Annotated in this window: 12 protein-coding genes; 8 read left to right on the forward strand and 4 right to left on the reverse strand. The window is 72.5% G+C overall.

Annotated elements, in window-relative coordinates; translation table 11 throughout:
* Nucleotides 1-6: 6 nt before the first annotated feature.
* Both EDF40_RS18580 and EDF40_RS18585 read left to right on the forward strand, forming a co-directional pair.
* On the forward strand, nt 7-756 hold the full coding sequence (locus EDF40_RS18580) for a FadR/GntR family transcriptional regulator (RefSeq protein WP_123338391.1): 750 nt from the start codon (nt 7-9) through the stop codon (nt 754-756).
* A gap of 205 nt (nt 757-961) precedes the next feature.
* The gene (locus EDF40_RS18585) at nt 962-1,615 is read left to right on the forward strand and encodes a bifunctional 2-polyprenyl-6-hydroxyphenol methylase/3-demethylubiquinol 3-O-methyltransferase UbiG (RefSeq protein WP_123338392.1); all 654 of its coding nucleotides are present in this window, start codon (nt 962-964) and stop codon (nt 1,613-1,615) included.
* A 51-nt stretch (nt 1,616-1,666) separates the two neighbouring features.
* Here the strand turns inward: EDF40_RS18585 and EDF40_RS18590 are convergent, their stop codons facing one another.
* The 4 genes from EDF40_RS18590 to EDF40_RS18605 form a co-directional block, all read right to left on the reverse strand.
* The gene (locus EDF40_RS18590) at nt 1,667-2,572 is read right to left on the reverse strand and encodes a sugar phosphate isomerase/epimerase (protein WP_123338393.1); all 906 of its coding nucleotides are present in this window, start codon (nt 2,570-2,572) and stop codon (nt 1,667-1,669) included.
* Nucleotides 2,569-3,822, reverse strand: a complete 1,254-nt coding sequence (locus tag EDF40_RS18595) for a DUF993 family protein (protein WP_123338394.1) — start codon at nt 3,820-3,822, stop codon at nt 2,569-2,571. Before EDF40_RS18595 ends, EDF40_RS18590 begins: the two co-directional genes overlap by 4 nt.
* Complete coding sequence (locus tag EDF40_RS18600) at nt 3,819-5,021, reverse strand: Gfo/Idh/MocA family protein (RefSeq protein WP_260212478.1); 1,203 nt, start codon at nt 5,019-5,021, stop codon at nt 3,819-3,821. The genes EDF40_RS18595 and EDF40_RS18600 overlap by 4 nt, the downstream gene beginning before the upstream one ends.
* A 596-nt stretch (nt 5,022-5,617) precedes the next feature.
* Nucleotides 5,618-6,673, reverse strand: coding sequence for a LacI family DNA-binding transcriptional regulator (locus tag EDF40_RS18605; RefSeq protein WP_123338396.1), 1,056 nt, complete (start codon nt 6,671-6,673; stop codon nt 5,618-5,620).
* A 246-nt stretch (nt 6,674-6,919) separates the two neighbouring features.
* Between EDF40_RS18605 and EDF40_RS18610 the strand changes: the two genes are divergently transcribed.
* The 6 genes from EDF40_RS18610 (at nt 6,920) to EDF40_RS18635 (ending at nt 14,370) form a co-directional block, all read left to right on the forward strand.
* A complete protein-coding gene (locus EDF40_RS18610; RefSeq protein ID WP_260212471.1) occupies nt 6,920-8,200 on the forward strand; it encodes an ABC transporter substrate-binding protein in 1,281 nt (426 codons plus the stop codon).
* 150 nt (nt 8,201-8,350) lie between these two features.
* The gene (locus tag EDF40_RS18615; protein ID WP_207895555.1) at nt 8,351-9,325 is read left to right on the forward strand and encodes a carbohydrate ABC transporter permease; all 975 of its coding nucleotides are present in this window, start codon (nt 8,351-8,353) and stop codon (nt 9,323-9,325) included.
* A complete protein-coding gene (locus EDF40_RS18620; RefSeq protein ID WP_260212473.1) occupies nt 9,322-10,233 on the forward strand; it encodes a carbohydrate ABC transporter permease in 912 nt (303 codons plus the stop codon). The genes EDF40_RS18615 and EDF40_RS18620 overlap by 4 nt, the downstream gene beginning before the upstream one ends.
* Nucleotides 10,233-11,915 carry a hypothetical protein gene (locus EDF40_RS18625; RefSeq protein ID WP_123338398.1) on the forward strand — a complete coding sequence of 561 codons (1,683 nt, stop codon included), beginning with the start codon at nt 10,233-10,235 and terminating at the stop codon, nt 11,913-11,915. Before EDF40_RS18620 ends, EDF40_RS18625 begins: the two co-directional genes overlap by 1 nt.
* The gene (locus tag EDF40_RS18630; RefSeq protein ID WP_123338399.1) at nt 11,912-13,891 is read left to right on the forward strand and encodes a DUF6807 family protein; all 1,980 of its coding nucleotides are present in this window, start codon (nt 11,912-11,914) and stop codon (nt 13,889-13,891) included. The genes EDF40_RS18625 and EDF40_RS18630 overlap by 4 nt, the downstream gene beginning before the upstream one ends.
* On the forward strand, nt 13,888-14,370 hold the full coding sequence (locus EDF40_RS18635) for a tetratricopeptide repeat protein (protein WP_123338400.1): 483 nt from the start codon (nt 13,888-13,890) through the stop codon (nt 14,368-14,370). The genes EDF40_RS18630 and EDF40_RS18635 overlap by 4 nt, the downstream gene beginning before the upstream one ends.
* Nucleotides 14,371-14,773 lie beyond the last annotated feature (403 nt).

The raw sequence follows: 14,773 nt of genomic DNA on the forward strand, positions 1-14,773 counted from the left end.
CACTGCATGCCCGCGTTCAGCCCGGACGACCCCCTCAACATCCGACTCGAACTCGAGTCCGTACCCGCGGGGTCGCCCGCCTCCGAGGTCGCCCGACAGCTCGTGTCCCTGCTCACCGCGGGCGAGCTGGCGCCCGGTTCGCGGCTGCCGTCCGAGCGGATCCTGGCCGAACGGCTCGGGGTCGGCCGCTCCGCCGTGCGCGAGGCCCTGGCGGCCCTCGAGATCCTGGGGATCGTGCAGATCCGGCCCGGCTCGGGCACGTACCTGCAGGGCGGCACCTCGGACCTGCTGCCGACGACGCTGTCGTGGGGACTCATGCTCGCCTCGAACCGCACCCGCGAGCTGCTCGAGGTCCGGTCGTCGCTCGAGCGCACGGTCGCGATCCTCGCCGCGCAGCGCGCCACGCCCGAGCAGGTCGCGGAGCTCGGCGAGTACCTCGTCCGGCAGGAGGCCACGCTCGACGACCCGGAGGCCTTCATCGACGCCGACGTCCGCTTCCACGTCCTGCTCGCCCGGGCCGCGGGGAACGACGTGCTCGGCGACCTGCTGCAGAGCCTGCGCTCGATGCTCAGCGTGTGGGTCGGTCGCCGCGTGCACACCCGCCAGGCCACCGAGGCGGCCTACGACGAACACCGCGCGATCTACGAGGCGCTCCGGGCCGGCGACGTGCCCGCCGTGCAGCGGGCGATGGACGAGCACATGGCCACGGCGAGCGCCCGCATCGAGAACGCGGAGCCCATCCCTCCCGCCGAGTAGCGCCCGGCGGGGGCGCGGGGGCGCGGGGCGCGCGGGGCGTGCGCTTCGTGAGCAGAAATGGTCGGGTCCGTGACGGCGACCCGACATCTTCTGCTCACCATCGGGCGGCCGGGAGGCGCGGTGCGGGTCCGGCTCGCACCGTGCGATGTTGCTGGGGCGGCAACAGGGCTTGGGTCGGGCCCGGCGGGTGCGCTGGAGTGGGCAGATGCATGCACACGAGACCACCACCGACGGCGTCCGCTCTGCGCGCGACTGGTGGGAGCAGCGGTACGCCGAGCGGGACGGGATCTGGTCCGGCCGGGTGAACGCGGTGCTGGCCGACGTCGCCGGGGTGCTGCCGGTGGGGCGCGCGCTCGACCTCGGCTGCGGTGAGGGCGGGGACGTCGTCTGGCTCGCCGAGCAGGGTCGGGACGCGCTGGGGGTCGACCTGTCGGTGACGGCGATCGAGCGCGGTTCGCGGGCGTCCGTGTCGGCCGGGGTCGAGGAACGGACCGCGTTCGTCGCCGCCGACCTCGCCACGTGGGAGACGGCTGCGCGCTTCGACCTGGTGACGGCGTCGTTCCTGCAGTCGTGGCCGGTGGAGATCCCCCGCGCGGAGATCCTGCACCGGGCGACCGGGTTCGTCGCGGTCGGCGGGTACCTGCTCGTGACCGCGCACGCTGCCCCTCCGCACGACGACCTGCCGGCAGAGATGCGGGAGTACCGGTTCCCGACGCCCGACGAGGACCTGACGGCCCTGCAGCTCGACGGCTCGTGGGACGTCGTCGCCGCCGAACTCCGGCCGCGCACCGCGACGACTCCCGACGGCGATCCGCACGAGGTCCTCGACAGCGTGGTGCTGGTCCGCCGGGCGCGCTGACGACGGCTGCAGCGCGGGGCGGTGCAGCGCCGGACGGTCAGCGCCGGACGGTCAGCGCGGGAGCCGCACCGCGGTGTCGAACGCCTGCACGACACGCGCCACCACCTGGGCGGGCGGGGTGTCCCAGATCGCCTGGTTGAAGAGCTCGACCTCGACGTCACCGGCGTAGCCGGCAGCGACCACCGCGTCCGTCACCGGCCCGAAGTCGACGTGGCCGTCCCCCGGGTAGCCGCGGGACAGCAGCGGGTCCGCCGCGATCGGGGTGGTCCAGTCGCACACCTGGTACGACGCGATCCGCCCGGCAGCCCCGGCGCGCGCGATCGACGCCGCGAGCGCCGGGTCCCACCACACGTGGAACGTGTCGACCACGACCCCCACGGCAGCGGCCGGGAACGGCGCCGCCAGGTCGATCGCCTGCGCGAGCGTCGACACCACGGCACGGTCGGCGGCGTACATCGGGTGCAGCGGCTCGACGGCGAGCTGGACACCGGCGTCGAGGGCGTGCGGCACCAGGTCGGCGAGCGCATCGGCCACCCGGCCCCGGGCGTCGACCAGGTCGCGCGACCCCTCGGGCAGTCCCCCGGCGACGAGCACGAGCACGGGCGCCGAACCGGGTGCTCCGGCCGCGGCGAGGGCGGCTGCCTCGTCGATCGCGCGGCGGTTGTCGTCGAGCGCCCGCTGCCGCGCGGTGCCTGGCGGGAGCGTGAAGAAGCCTCCGCGGCAGTGTGACGACACCCGGAGCCCGGAGTCCGCGACCATCCGGACGGCCTCGGCGAGACCGACCTCGGCCACGGGCTCCCGCCAGGTGCCGATGGCTCCGACGCCGGCCCCCGCCACGGTGTCGAGCGCCTGCCGGAGCGGCGCGTACTTGATCGTCGCCTGGTTGACCGACAGCCGCGGATGCGGCGCAGCGCCGGCGGACCGGACCGGCGTGACGGCGTCCGCCGCGGTCGTCACGCGACCACCTCGGCGACGGTGCGGTCGACGGTGGGGGATCCGGGCCTCCCGGTCGGCCGTGTCTCCACGCCGGCCACCGTGAGCAGCGCGTGCCAGCGCGAGGCGGCGAGGTCCGGGTGTTCGAGGGCGCCGCAGGCGTTCGCGAGCCGGATGGTCTCGGACAGGTGCGGCAGGGAGCGGCCGGCGTGCTGGCCGCCGACCATCTGGAAGGCGGGCTGGTGGCCGTTCAGCCAGGCGAGGAACGCGATGCCGGTCTTGTAGTGCCAGGTGGGGGCGCTGAAGACGTGGCGGGAGAGCGCCTCGGTGGGGGCGAGGAGGGCGCGGTAGGCGGTCTCGTCGGGCAGGGCCTGGACGGCGGCGGAGGCGATGGGGGCGACGGCGGCGAAGGCGCCGAGGAGGGCGTCGGAGTGAGCTCGGCCGTCACCTGCTACGAGGTCCACGTAGTGGAAGTCGTCGCCGGTGAACATCCGGGCGGTCGCGGGCAACTGGGAGCGGAGGGCGACCTCGGCGCGGGCGTTCAGCAGGCTCATCTTGATGCCGGAGACCTTCGGCCCGGCGTCGCGCATGATGTCGAGCACGGTGTCGGGGCCTTGCTGCCCGCCGAAGTAGCCGGCGAGGGCTGGGTCGAAGGCCTCCCCCAGCCAGTGCAGGACGACGGGGGCGCTCGCCCGCTCGATGACCCGGCCGTAGACGCGGCGGTAGGTGCTGGCGGCGGCGTTGCTGCTGGGGCTGTCGCTGTCTGCGCGCTGCGCGAGTCGGGCCAGGTGGCGGCTCGCCATGAGGACGACGCCGGCGCCGGCGTCCTCGGCGTGGTGGAGCTGGGCGACGTAGGCGTCGACGACCTGCTGCTCGGTGGGCAGGTCGTCCCCGTCGTCCGGCAGGTCGTCGGTGTTCACGCCGACGACGATGCGGCCGCCGACGGAGTGCGCCTCGCGGGCACTGCGGGTGATGAGTTCGCGCGTCGCGGACGGGTCGAGGCCCATGTTCCGCTGCGCGGTGTCCATCGCGTCGGCGACGCCGAGTCCCCACGACCACAGGTGGTGGCGGAACGCGAGGGTGGCGTCCCAGTCGAGGTCGGCCGGGGCGCCGGGGGTGTTGTCGGCGGCGGCGCGCGGGACGACGTGGGCGGCCGCGTAGACGAGGCGCTCGGTCAGGGGCGCGGTCGGCTTGGCGGCGGCCGTGACTGCCGGCGGGTTCAGGGTCGTCCGGCTGGTCGTGCCGTCGGCGGCGAGGAGGGTGAGGTCGGTCATGCGCGTGCGCCGACCGTTTCGGTGTGCTGGGCGACCTCCGGCGTCTCGACCTGGAGGCGCGGCTCGGCCCCCGTGGGCAGGTGCAGCTCCGGCAGGTCCACGCGTCGACCCTCGGTGCTGGACCGCAGGCCGGCCTCCGCCAGCGCCACGCCGCGGGCACCGGAGAGCAGGTCGTAGGGGTGCGGGCGGCCGGCGACGAGGTCCTGCAGGAAGTCCTCCCACTGGGCGCGGAACCCGTTGCCGAACACCTCGTTGTCGGGGACCTCGAGCCACTGCGCCTTGTAGTCGCGGTCGTCCTTCAGGTCAGGGTTCCACACCGGCTTCGGCGTCGCCGTCCGGGGCTGGATGCGGCAGCCGAACAGCCCCGCGACGGCGCTGCCGTCAGTGCCGTCGACCTGGAACTCGACGAGCTCGTCACGGTCGACCCGGACCGCCCAGCTCGAGTTGATCTGCGCCGTGATGCCGCCGGCCAGGTCGAAGACGCCGTAGGCGGCGTCGTCCGCGGTCGCCGGGTACTCGTGGCCCTGCTCGTCGGTGCGCTGCTCGATGTGGGTGACGGCGCGGGCGTACACGGACTCGACGCGGCCGAACAGCTGCTCGAGCACGTAGTTCCAGTGCGGGAACATGTCGACGACGATCCCGCCGCCGTCCTGCTGCCGGTAGTTCCAGCTCGGGCGCTGTGCGGTCTGCCAGTCCCCCTCGAACACCCAGTAGCCGAACTCGCCGCGGACGCTGAGGACCTTCCCGAAGAAGCCGGAGTCGATCAGGCGGCGGAGCTTCCGGAGGCCCGGCAGGTAGAGCTTGTCGTGCACGACGCCGTTCGGCACCCCGGCCTCGGCGGCCAGGCGGGCGAGCTCGAGCGCTTCCGAGGAGGTCTCGGCGGTCGGCTTCTCGGTGTAGACCGCCTTGCCGGTAGCGATCGCCTTGCGCAGGGCGTCGGCACGGGCGCTCGTGACGGCGAAGTCGGCGAAGACGTCCCAGCGCGGGTCGGCGAGGGCGGCGTCGAGGTCGGTCGTCCAGTGCTCGAGGCCGTGGCGGGTGGCGATCTCCTCGAGCTTGGCGGCGTTGCGGCCGACCAGGATCGGTTCGAGCTGCACGCGGGAGCCGTCCGGCAGCCGGAGTCCGCCGTCCTCGCGGATGGCCAGGATCGACCGGACGAGGTGCTGGCGGTAGCCCATGCGTCCGGTGACGCCGTTCATGATGATGCCGATGGTGCGCGTGGTGGTCAACGCGTGCTCCCTTGCTCGCTGTGGCCTGCTCTCCGCGTGGTGGAAAGCGCTTGCCCGGAACCGTACACCACGGTCGGCGCGCTGCAGTAGTACCCGAACACGAACGCACACGCGCGGCCGGGGTCCGGCGGCGGGTGCGGCTGCGGCGGCCCGCGCCCGAGGTTCCGAAATCTTGGAGTCTCGGGGCTCTGAGCGGCACGCTGCGGAACCTCGGCGTCGAACCCGCGGCGTGTTGTGGAACCTCGACGTCCGGGCGTCGGCGTGTCGTGCGACGCTCCCCACCCGCCGGTGGCCGATGGGGACCGCCCGGGACGCTCCCGACCGCGCCCGACGAGATTGCGAGATTTCGGAACCTCGGCGCGCCAGGCGGCGTTCTGCGGAACCTCGGCGCCGAACCCGCGGCATGTTGTGGAACCTCGACGTCCGACCGACGGCGTGTCACGCGCCCTTGAGCCCGACCGACCGGCCGCCGGCGCCGCACTCAGTGAGCAGAAAAGGTCGAGTGGCGGCGCCGGACCCGACCTTTTCTGCTCACCAAACCCGAGCGCCCGCCCGCCCGCGCCGCGCTACCGCGCCGTGCTCGCGCGCAGCACGACCTCGCCGTCGATGGCCCCGTCGGCCTCGAGCCCCAGGGCCCGCCGCACCGCCCGCTCCCCGATCTCCTCGAGCGGGAGCCGCACCGTGCTGAGCGCCGGCACGACGTCGGCGAGCATCTGCACGTCGTCGAACCCCGCGACGCCGACGTCCACCCCGGGGACGAGCCCACGCTCCCGGATCGCCGCGACCGCCCCCACCGCCATCAGGTCGGTGACCGCGAACACGCACCGCGGCAACGCCCACGCGCCCCCGGCCGCCCGGTCGAGCAGGGTCACCATCGCCTGGTACCCGCCGTCGCGCGTGAACGCCGACGGCACCACCGCGTCGTCCGGCACCCGGATGCCGTGCGCGGCGAGTCCGGCGACGAAGCCCTCGACCCGCGCGTGCGCCGTGGCAAGGTCCGGGTCGCCGGACAGGACGGCGAAGGAGTCGTGGCCCTGCTCGACGAGCGCTCCTGCCAGGGCCGCGGCACCACTGAGGTTCCGGATGACGACCCCGTGCACGCCGGGAACCCCGGCCGCGGCACCGTCGAGGTCGGACACGAGGGCGGACACCCCGGCACCGGCGGCGACGAGTGCGCCGACGGCAGCTGCGGAGTCCGACGCTCCCGACGTCTGCCCGACACCGAGCCGACGGCTCACGGCGAGCACCACGGCCCGCGGCCGGAGTCCGGCGACGACGCCGAGCACCGCGGCCTCGCGCGCAGGGTCCCCGCCGGTCGAGGTGATCGTCACCACGAGCCCGGCGTCGTCGGCAGCCCGGATCGCCCCCGCGGCGATCGCGGCAAAGTAGGGGTCGGCGATGTCGCCGACGACGAGCGCCAGGGTCGTGGTGGTCCCGCGAGCGACGGCCTGCGCCTGCACGTTGGCGGTGTACCGGAGCTCGTGGGCGGCGGCCTGCACCCGGTCCACCGACTCCGGTCGGACCTTCCGCGTGCTGCCGTTGAGCGCCCGCGAGGCGGTCGCGAGCGACACGCCTGCGAGCTCGGCCACGTCGGCCAGGGTGACGGTGCCTCGCTCGGGCATGTCGTGCCTCCAGTCCGGTCCGCGCCGTGCGCGGTCTGTGGCGAGGATAGCGATTTCCCGGGAGGCCCGACCAGCGTCCGCGCCGTCGGCGCGGCCTTCCGAGACGGCTGGTCACATTGTCAGAACATCGCGCAGGAAAGCGCTTGCCATGAGCGCTCACGTCGTGTAGACCTGGGGTCCTCGGCCGAGACACCCCGAACGCTCGCCCACGGCAGACGCCAGTGGTCCCGAACGAAAGCAGTGACGATGAAGTCATCCAAGAGAATGCTCGCGCTCGCCGGCGGCATCGCAGCACTGGCCCTGTTGAGCGGCTGTGCCTCCGGCAGCTCCGGCGACGGCGGCAAGGTCGATCAGCTGACCTTCTGGCTCTCCACCTCCACCGCGCAGGAGAAGGGCTACCAGGACCTCGCCACCGCGTACGAGAAGAAGACCGGCGTCACGGTCAAGATCGTGAACCTGCCCTACGACGGACTGCAGACCAAGCTCCGCGAGTCCGCCCAGGCGAACTCGCTGCCCGACGTGGTGCGCGCCGCCGGCATCGACCCGCTCTGGACCGGCAAGACCGTCGACCTGGCCTCGATCGTCGACGACGACGCCAACAAGATCGACCAGGACATCATCGCGAAGGACGACGACGGCAAGGTCACCTCGATCCCGTCCGACGTCACCGCCGCCGGCCTGTTCGTGAACAAGTCGCTGTTCGAGAAGGCCGGCATCGACTACCCGACCGACCCCGCGAAGGCGTGGACCTGGGACGAGTTCCTGAAGGCCGCCGACCAGGTGAAGGCGAAGACCGGCGCGAAGTACGACATGGTGTTCGATTCGTCGCCGTCGCGTCTGCGCGCCTACATGTTCACCAAGGGCACGGACTTCATGCAGCAGGAGAAGGACGGCTCCTTCCCCACCGACGCGAAGACGGTCGACGCACTGCAGGACTTCGCCGACATGAACGACGACTCGGTCATGCCGAAGTCGGTGTGGACGAGCAGCCAGGACCCGAACGCCCTGTTCAAGAGCGGCCAGGTCGTCGCGTACTTCTCCGGTGTCTGGCAGTCGTCGGACTTCGCGTCGAACATCACCGACTTCGACTGGGCGAGCGCCGCCACCCCGGCCGACCCGACCCACGCCACCGAGATCAACTACGGCGGGAACATCGTCGGCTTCGAGAACTCGGACGCCCGCGGTGCCGCCGCGAAGAAGTTCATCGACTACATGTACGACCCGACGAACTACGCGAAGCTCGTGACGACGAACGGCTTCCTGCCGGTCGAGACCGGTCTGGACATCCAGTACCCGTTCGAGTCGCAGGCGGCGAAGGACTCCTTCGCGCTGTACCAGAAGGAGATCGACGCAGCCGACCCGATCTCGAGCTCCTACGCCAAGGAGAGCGCGAAGTGGGCGGTCGAGGGCAAGGAACTCGGCACCGATCCCACCACCGCCGAGGTCGGCAAGCTCATCAACGGGCAGCAGTCGGCGAAGAAGACCCTCGAGACGATCACGAAGTACTACGAGGAGCACGTCGGCTGACGGAACGGGGCCGGGCGCACGCGTCCGGCCCCGTCCGGTCCGGCGTCCCGCGCCCCGCGCCCCGCGCCCCGTCCGGCGCTCCGCGTCCCGTCCGGCGCTCCCGTCCCGCGCCCCGCGCCTTGTCCGCTCCCCCCGACGAAGAGGATCATCGTGAGCATCCCCACCGCAGCCGGTGACGTGCAGACCGCCGTCCCCACCCCGGTGCCGCCCCGTCGGCCCGGAGCCGCGAAGACGACGAAGCGCCGCCGCTCCGGCGTCAGCAAGCCCGTCCTCGCCCCGATCCTGTTCGTGAGCGTCAACGCCGTCCTGTTCGTCGTGTTCTTCGTGTGGCCCGCCGTCATCGGCCTCGGCTACTCGTTCACCGACTACAACGGCGTCGTCGACCCGAAGTTCATCGGCCTGGCGAACTACTTCGAGCTGTTCGCCGACGACACCTTCTACGCAGCCCTCGGGCGCACCTTCCTCTACGCGATCGTCGCCGTCCCGCTCGGCTTCGTCCTCGCACTGTCGATGGCGCTGATGCTGACGAGTCCGGCGGCGAAGGGCCGGAGCGTCGCACGCATCGTGTTCTTCGTGCCGTGGCTCATCTCCCCGATCGTCACCGGTGTGATCTGGCGGTGGATGTTCGGCGAGAACTTCGGCCTGGCGAACTTCGTCATCGAGTCCCTCGGTGGCAAGGCCGTGCCGTGGCAGTCGAACGCCGACCTGTCGCTGCTCGTGGTGGTGTTCGCCACCGCGTGGGCCGGAGCCGCCTTCAACATGCTGCTGTTCGTCGCCGCGATCCGGAACGTGCCGCAGTCCTACTACGAGGCAGCGTCCCTCGACGGGGCCGGCGCCTGGCACCAGTTCCGGTACATCACGTTGCCGAGCATCGCGCCGACGTCGTTCATCGTGATCCTGCTGTCGTCGCTCGGGGCGTTCAAGGAGTTCGCCACCATCCAGGCGCTCAACGGCGGCGGACCCGGCACCGACAACAACCTGCTCGTGCAGTACATCTACACGAACGGGTTCCAGAACGCCCACATCGGCTACGCGAGCGCGGCGTCGATGGTCCTCATGCTCATCCTCATGGCCATCGCGCTCATCCAGTTGGCCGTGAACCGTCGGACGGAGGCCCGTCGATGACCGCCACCCTGCCCAGCGCCCCCGGCGCACCCGCAACCGACAACACGACCAAGAGCAAGAGCACGACCAAGACCAAGCGCCTCGACGGCCCGCCCCGTCCGAAGGCCATCGCCGCCACGGCCCTGCTCTGGGTCTTCATCATCGCCTTCGGCTTCCCGGTCCTCTGGTTCGTGCTGAGCGCCTTCAAGCCCGGCGGCGAGCTGTTCTCGTACCCGCTGACCCTGCTGCCGAAGAACTGGTCGGTCAGCGGCTTCACCGAGGCGTGGGCGAGCTACGACTTCGCCCGGTACTTCGGCAACACCGTCATCGTCGCGCTGGTCACCACCGTGCTCACCGTCCTGGCGAGCGCCGCCACCGGGTACGCCCTGGCGAAGTACGACAACAAGTGGCTCAAGGTCTTCTTCGTCTGCATCCTGGCGACGACGATGCTGCCGACCGAGGTCATCCTCGCGCCGACCTTCATCGTCATCCGCGACCTCGGCATGTACGACTCGTTGGCCGGCATCATCGTGCCGTCGGTCATCACCGCGACCGGCATCTTCATGTTCCGGCAGTTCTTCATCACGGTGCCCGACGACCTGGTCGAGGCCGCGCGCATCGACGGTGCGAGCGAGTTCGGGATCTTCTGGCGGATCATGCTGCCGATCTCCCGGCCGATCATGCTGACGCTCGCGATCTTCTCGTTCCAGTGGCGGTGGAACGACTACATCTGGCCGCTGCTGGTGCTCAACGACCCGCACCAGTTTACGATCCAGATCGCGCTGCAGAGCATCGTCGGGGCAGAGAACGTCAACTGGACCGTCCTGCTCGGCGCCTCGGTGATCTCGATCATCCCGCTCGTGCTCATCTACCTGGTGTTCCAGAAGTACGTGAACGGCGCGGACCTCAACGCGGGACTCAAGGACTGATGGGATTCCTCGACGCGGTCGGCCCGGCAGCGGACGCCGCCGTCGCGCGCCTCCGGCTCACCGACGACGATCCGGCTGCGCTGCAGCACCGGGAACTGATGGCGCGTGCCCTCACCCTGGTCGGGGCGTGGGTCCGGAACGAGCGGACGGGAGGCCCCGATCGCCTTCCCGACGACGACCTCGCCACCGCGCACGGCTGGGTCCGGCACCTCGCGGCCCGGCAGTCCCCCGGCGGCACGTTCGTCGGCGGCGACAACGTGCTCTCCCCGCCGGACTCGGCGTTCACCGTGAACGACGTCTGCGACGCCCTCGAGCTGCTCGCGCCGTACCGGGCGTCGGTCCCGGCGGCCGCGGTGCTGGCCGACGACCTCGACCGGATCGTGCACCGTGCGACGCCGGCGCTGCTGACGGGTGGCGTGCACACGCCGAACCACCGGTGGGAGGTCTCGGCCGCGCTCGCCCGGGTCCACCGACTGCACCCGGCACCGGAGCTGGTCGCGCGGATCGACCAGTGGCTCGCCGAGCGTGCTGACATCGACGCCGACGGGCTGTGGTCCGAGCGCAGCCCGAACTACGCGGCGGCCGTCTCGTGCCCGTCGTTCCTCGTCCTCGCCTCGGTGCTCGACCGGCCGGAGCTGCTCGACCCCGTGCGCCGGTCCCTCGACGCCACCCTCGCGCTGCTGCTGCCCGACGACACCGTCGAGACCGTCCAGTCGCGCCGCCAGGACCAGTCGCAGGCGTTCGGCATCGGCGCGTTCGCTCCCCTGCTCTGGCACCTGGCCGTGCTCGACGACCGCGCCGACCTCGCCGCCGTCGCTGCCCGGGCCGCCGACGCCGAGACGTGGCAGCCCGGTGCGGTCGCCGCCCGCGCGATGACGGATCCACTGCTCGCCCGTCCGTTGCCCGTCGGCGCGCCGCTCGAACCGGCCGTGCACACCTTTGCCGACGCCCGGCTCGTGCACGTCCGAGAACAGGACCGTAGCGTCGTCCTGTTCGCCGGGTCGGACGTGCCGTCGCAGGGCCACGTCCGATCGGGCCTGGCGAACAGCCCCACGTTCCTGCGGGTGTTCGCGGGCTCGGTCGCGCTGACCGACGTCCGGCTGTCGCGGGAGTTCTTCGGGCTCGGACCGTTCCGTCCGACGTCGCTGGAGTCCCTCGGCGACGGGCGGTACCGACTCACCGAGACCGTGTCCGCCGGCTACCACCAGCCCCTGCCCGCCGCGGCTCGACGGACCGACGGCGCCTACGCGCTCGGGGACGAAGGTCGCTTCTCGGCGTCGATGTCCTTCGGTGCGCGTGCGGCGGACACCGTTTCCCTCACCACGACGGTCGACGTCACCGTCACGCCGGACGCCGTCTCGCTCGACGTGACGACCGAGGGCGCCGACGTGCCGTGGTCGCTCCAGCTGACGTTCCGCGGCGGGGGTACGTTCACGGGTGTGAGCACCGACGCCGCGACCGGGGAGACCGTCCTCGCCGGTGGGACCGGCACCTACCGTGTCGGCGACGACGCCGTGTCCTTCGGGGTCGGCAACGGCAGCGGCCCGACCCAGCCGGCGTTCTACGCGCCCGGACAGGACTACGCGTTCCTCGGCGGCACCGACCGACCGGACGGCGAGCACGTCCACGTGACAGGGCGCTCCCCCGGCACGACGCGCATCACGATCGGCACCGCTCGATGACCCTCCCCGGCGTGGTGCTCGTCGGTGCGCGTGGTTACGGTCTGCACCACCGCGCGAACATCGACCGGCTCGTCGCCGCGGGGGTCTGCACGCTGACCGCCGTCGTCGACCCGACGCTCGACACCACCACCGACGCCGGTGTGGTCGTCGTGGCCGACGTCCTGGCGGCTCGCGACCACGGCCCGGTCGACGTCGTGGTCATCGCCGCCCCGATCGCCGCCCACCTGCCGTTGGCGGCCACCGCCCTCGAAGCCGGTGCCGACGTCCTGCTCGAGAAACCCCCGGTGACCACCCGCGACGCGCTCGACACCCTGCTCGACGCCGAGCGGCGCACCGGCCGGGTCGTCCAGGTCGGGTTCCAGAGCCTCGGGTCCGACGCGCTGCCGGCGTTCCGTGACGGGTCGCTCGTCGGTCCGGTCCGCTCCGCCGCCGCCGTCGGCACGTGGACGCGGAACCAGGCGTACTGGGACCGCTCCGCGTGGGCCGGCCGACGCCGGGTCGACGGGGTCGACGTCCTCGACGGGGTCGTGACGAACCCGCTCGCCCACGCTGTCGCGACGGCCCTGGCGCTCGTCGGCTGCCGTCGGGCGTCCGACGTCAGGCGCGTCGAGGTCGAGCTGTTCCGGGCGAACGACACCGAGGGCGACGACACCTCGGCCGTCCGGGTCACGACCAGCGCCGGGCTCGAAGCCACCGCGGCCCTGACCCTCTGCGCTCCGTCCGAGGTCCTGCCGACCGTTCGGGTCCGCGGCGCCGCCGGGAGCGCCGTGCTGCACTACACGGCCGACGAGGTCACCGTCGGCGACACCACCCAGACGCTCGGCCGGACGGATCTGCTCGAGAACCTGCTCGCCCACCGGTCCCGCGGCGACGAACTGCTCGTCCCCCTCGTCTCCACGGGTGCGTTCGTCGAGGTGCTCGAGGCCGTCCGTGCCGCCGAGCCCGTCCGCATCGACCACCCCTGGGTGACGTGGGAGGGCGAGGGGCCCGCCCGTCGTCCGCTCGTCGCCGACGTCGAGGAGATCGTCGACCGCGCCGCCGACGCACGAGCGCTGTTCTCCGAGGTGGGTGCGCCCTGGGCCAGCACCGCCCGCGACGAGGTGCTGCAGGTCCTGCGCGTCGACGGGGCCCCCGTGGCCACGGAGCGCGACGGTGCTGCCACCATCGCGACCTCGTCGCCGCGTCCGTACCTGCACCCGGTGCGGACCCTCGGCGGCACTGTCCTGAGCGCCCACCACCCGGCCGACCACGACTGGCACTGCGGCGTCGGGGTCGCGATCCCGGACGTCGACGGCGTGAACTGCTGGGGCGGCCGCACCTACGTGCACGGTCCGGGCTACGTGTGGCGCGACGACCACGGCCGCGTCGATGTCGTGCGTGCCGAGCAGCACCCAGCCCCGCACGGCGGCGGCACGGTCCAGGAACTCGTCTGGCGCGGCCCCGACCACACGGTCGTCCTGCACGAGGACCGCACCCTCGCCTGGCGCGCCGTCGGCTCCGGGTGGGAACTGACCTGGTCGTCCTCGTTCCGAACCCCCGGCGACGCCGTCGTGCACCTCGGCGGTCCGGGCAGCAACGGCCGGGTCGGCGCCGGGTACGGCGGGTTCTTCTGGCGCTTCGCCGACTGCACCGACGTGGTCGTCCGGACCGCTGACGCGCAGGGCGAGGCGGCGGTGCACGGCTCGGTCGCGCCCTGGGTGGAGTGGTCCGCGGTGTTCGAGGGAGCGCCGGCCACGATCCGACTCGAAGCGCTCGACCACCGCGATCCCTGGTTCGTCCGGGCCACCGAGTACCCGGCGATCGGTTCGGCCCTCGCCTGGCGTGCGCCGGCGCTCGTGCACCCCGGTGTCCCGCTCGTCCGGTCCTTCCGCGCGACAGTCACCGACGGTGCGACGGTCGCCGACGATGCGACGGTCAACGACGGAGCGACGATCGCCGACGGTGCGACGCCGGGCGGCAATACGCTGGACCGATGAGCACTGCAGACTGGGAAGCCCGCGTCGCCGCACTCTGGGCCGACGACACGATCGACGACCAGCAGCGCATCGACCGCATGCGCGAACTCGCCGACGCCGCGCCGCACCCGGCCCTCGGCGCGTTCGAGCTCGGCGGCGCGAACGACTCCGGCGGCCACGAGGCCGAGGCCGACGTCCACTACGCAGCCGCCACCGCCGCGGGACTCGCCGACGTCGATCCCGCACGTGCGGCGCAGATGGTCGTGCAGCACGCCTCGACCCTACGGAACCTCGACCGCGTCGACGAGGCCATCGCGATGCTCCGCGACGCCCCGGAACACCCGTCCACCGGAGCCGCGCCGAAGGTGTTCCTCGCGCTCGCCCTGCACAGTGCCGGCCGTCACGACGAGGCGCTCCGCGTCGCGATCGAGGCCGTCGAACCGACGCTCCCCCGCTACCACCGGTCGGTCCGCGCCTACGCGGCTGCCCTCACCGAGTGAGTTGCACGAGCCGGGCGGTGGTGACGACCCGGCTCGCGGGGACGCGGACGTCCCTCCCCGTCCGGTCGCGACACCCGAATCGCGGCGGGACGAGCTGCGGGGCAGGACAGGAAGGAAGCGTCGACGCTCGACTGAGGCCCAGAGAGGCGCTCCCTCCCCACGGGTCGATCGTGCTTCGACCACTTGCGGATTCGGGTTCCGTTACCTCGCACAGCATGCGCCTGCGTGGCCTGAACCGATAGGGGCAGTGCCCGATCAGCCGGGATCGGCATCGCGCCCCGCCGACCTCGTCCCCGCTCCCACCGGCACCCGCTCCCGCCGCCCGGACCTGCGAGCGGGCGAAACATCCGGGTCTGCTCGGCCACACACGGCGGCATTTCGCCCGCTCGCGCGAGCGGGCACT

The sequence above is a fragment of the Curtobacterium sp. PhB170 genome (genome assembly GCF_003752345.1).
GTDB lineage: Bacteria > Actinomycetota > Actinomycetes > Actinomycetales > Microbacteriaceae > Curtobacterium.

What these genes read in the sequence shown, in the direction of transcription:
- EDF40_RS18580 (WP_123338391.1), top strand. Translation starts at nt 7, where the DNA reads ATGCCCGCGTTCAGCCCGGACGACCCCCTCAACATCCGACTCGAACTC.
- EDF40_RS18585 (WP_123338392.1), top strand. Translation starts at nt 962, where the DNA reads ATGCATGCACACGAGACCACCACCGACGGCGTCCGCTCTGCGCGCGAC.
- EDF40_RS18595 (WP_123338394.1), bottom strand. Translation starts at nt 3,822, where the DNA reads ATGACCGACCTCACCCTCCTCGCCGCCGACGGCACGACCAGCCGGACG.
- EDF40_RS18600 (WP_260212478.1), bottom strand. Translation starts at nt 5,021, where the DNA reads ATGAACGGCGTCACCGGACGCATGGGCTACCGCCAGCACCTCGTCCGG.
- EDF40_RS18605 (WP_123338396.1), bottom strand. Translation starts at nt 6,673, where the DNA reads ATGCCCGAGCGAGGCACCGTCACCCTGGCCGACGTGGCCGAGCTCGCA.
- EDF40_RS18610 (WP_260212471.1), top strand. Translation starts at nt 6,920, where the DNA reads ATGAAGTCATCCAAGAGAATGCTCGCGCTCGCCGGCGGCATCGCAGCA.
- EDF40_RS18620 (WP_260212473.1), top strand. Translation starts at nt 9,322, where the DNA reads ATGACCGCCACCCTGCCCAGCGCCCCCGGCGCACCCGCAACCGACAAC.
- EDF40_RS18625 (WP_123338398.1), top strand. Translation starts at nt 10,233, where the DNA reads ATGGGATTCCTCGACGCGGTCGGCCCGGCAGCGGACGCCGCCGTCGCG.
- EDF40_RS18630 (WP_123338399.1), top strand. Translation starts at nt 11,912, where the DNA reads ATGACCCTCCCCGGCGTGGTGCTCGTCGGTGCGCGTGGTTACGGTCTG.
- EDF40_RS18635 (WP_123338400.1), top strand. Translation starts at nt 13,888, where the DNA reads ATGAGCACTGCAGACTGGGAAGCCCGCGTCGCCGCACTCTGGGCCGAC.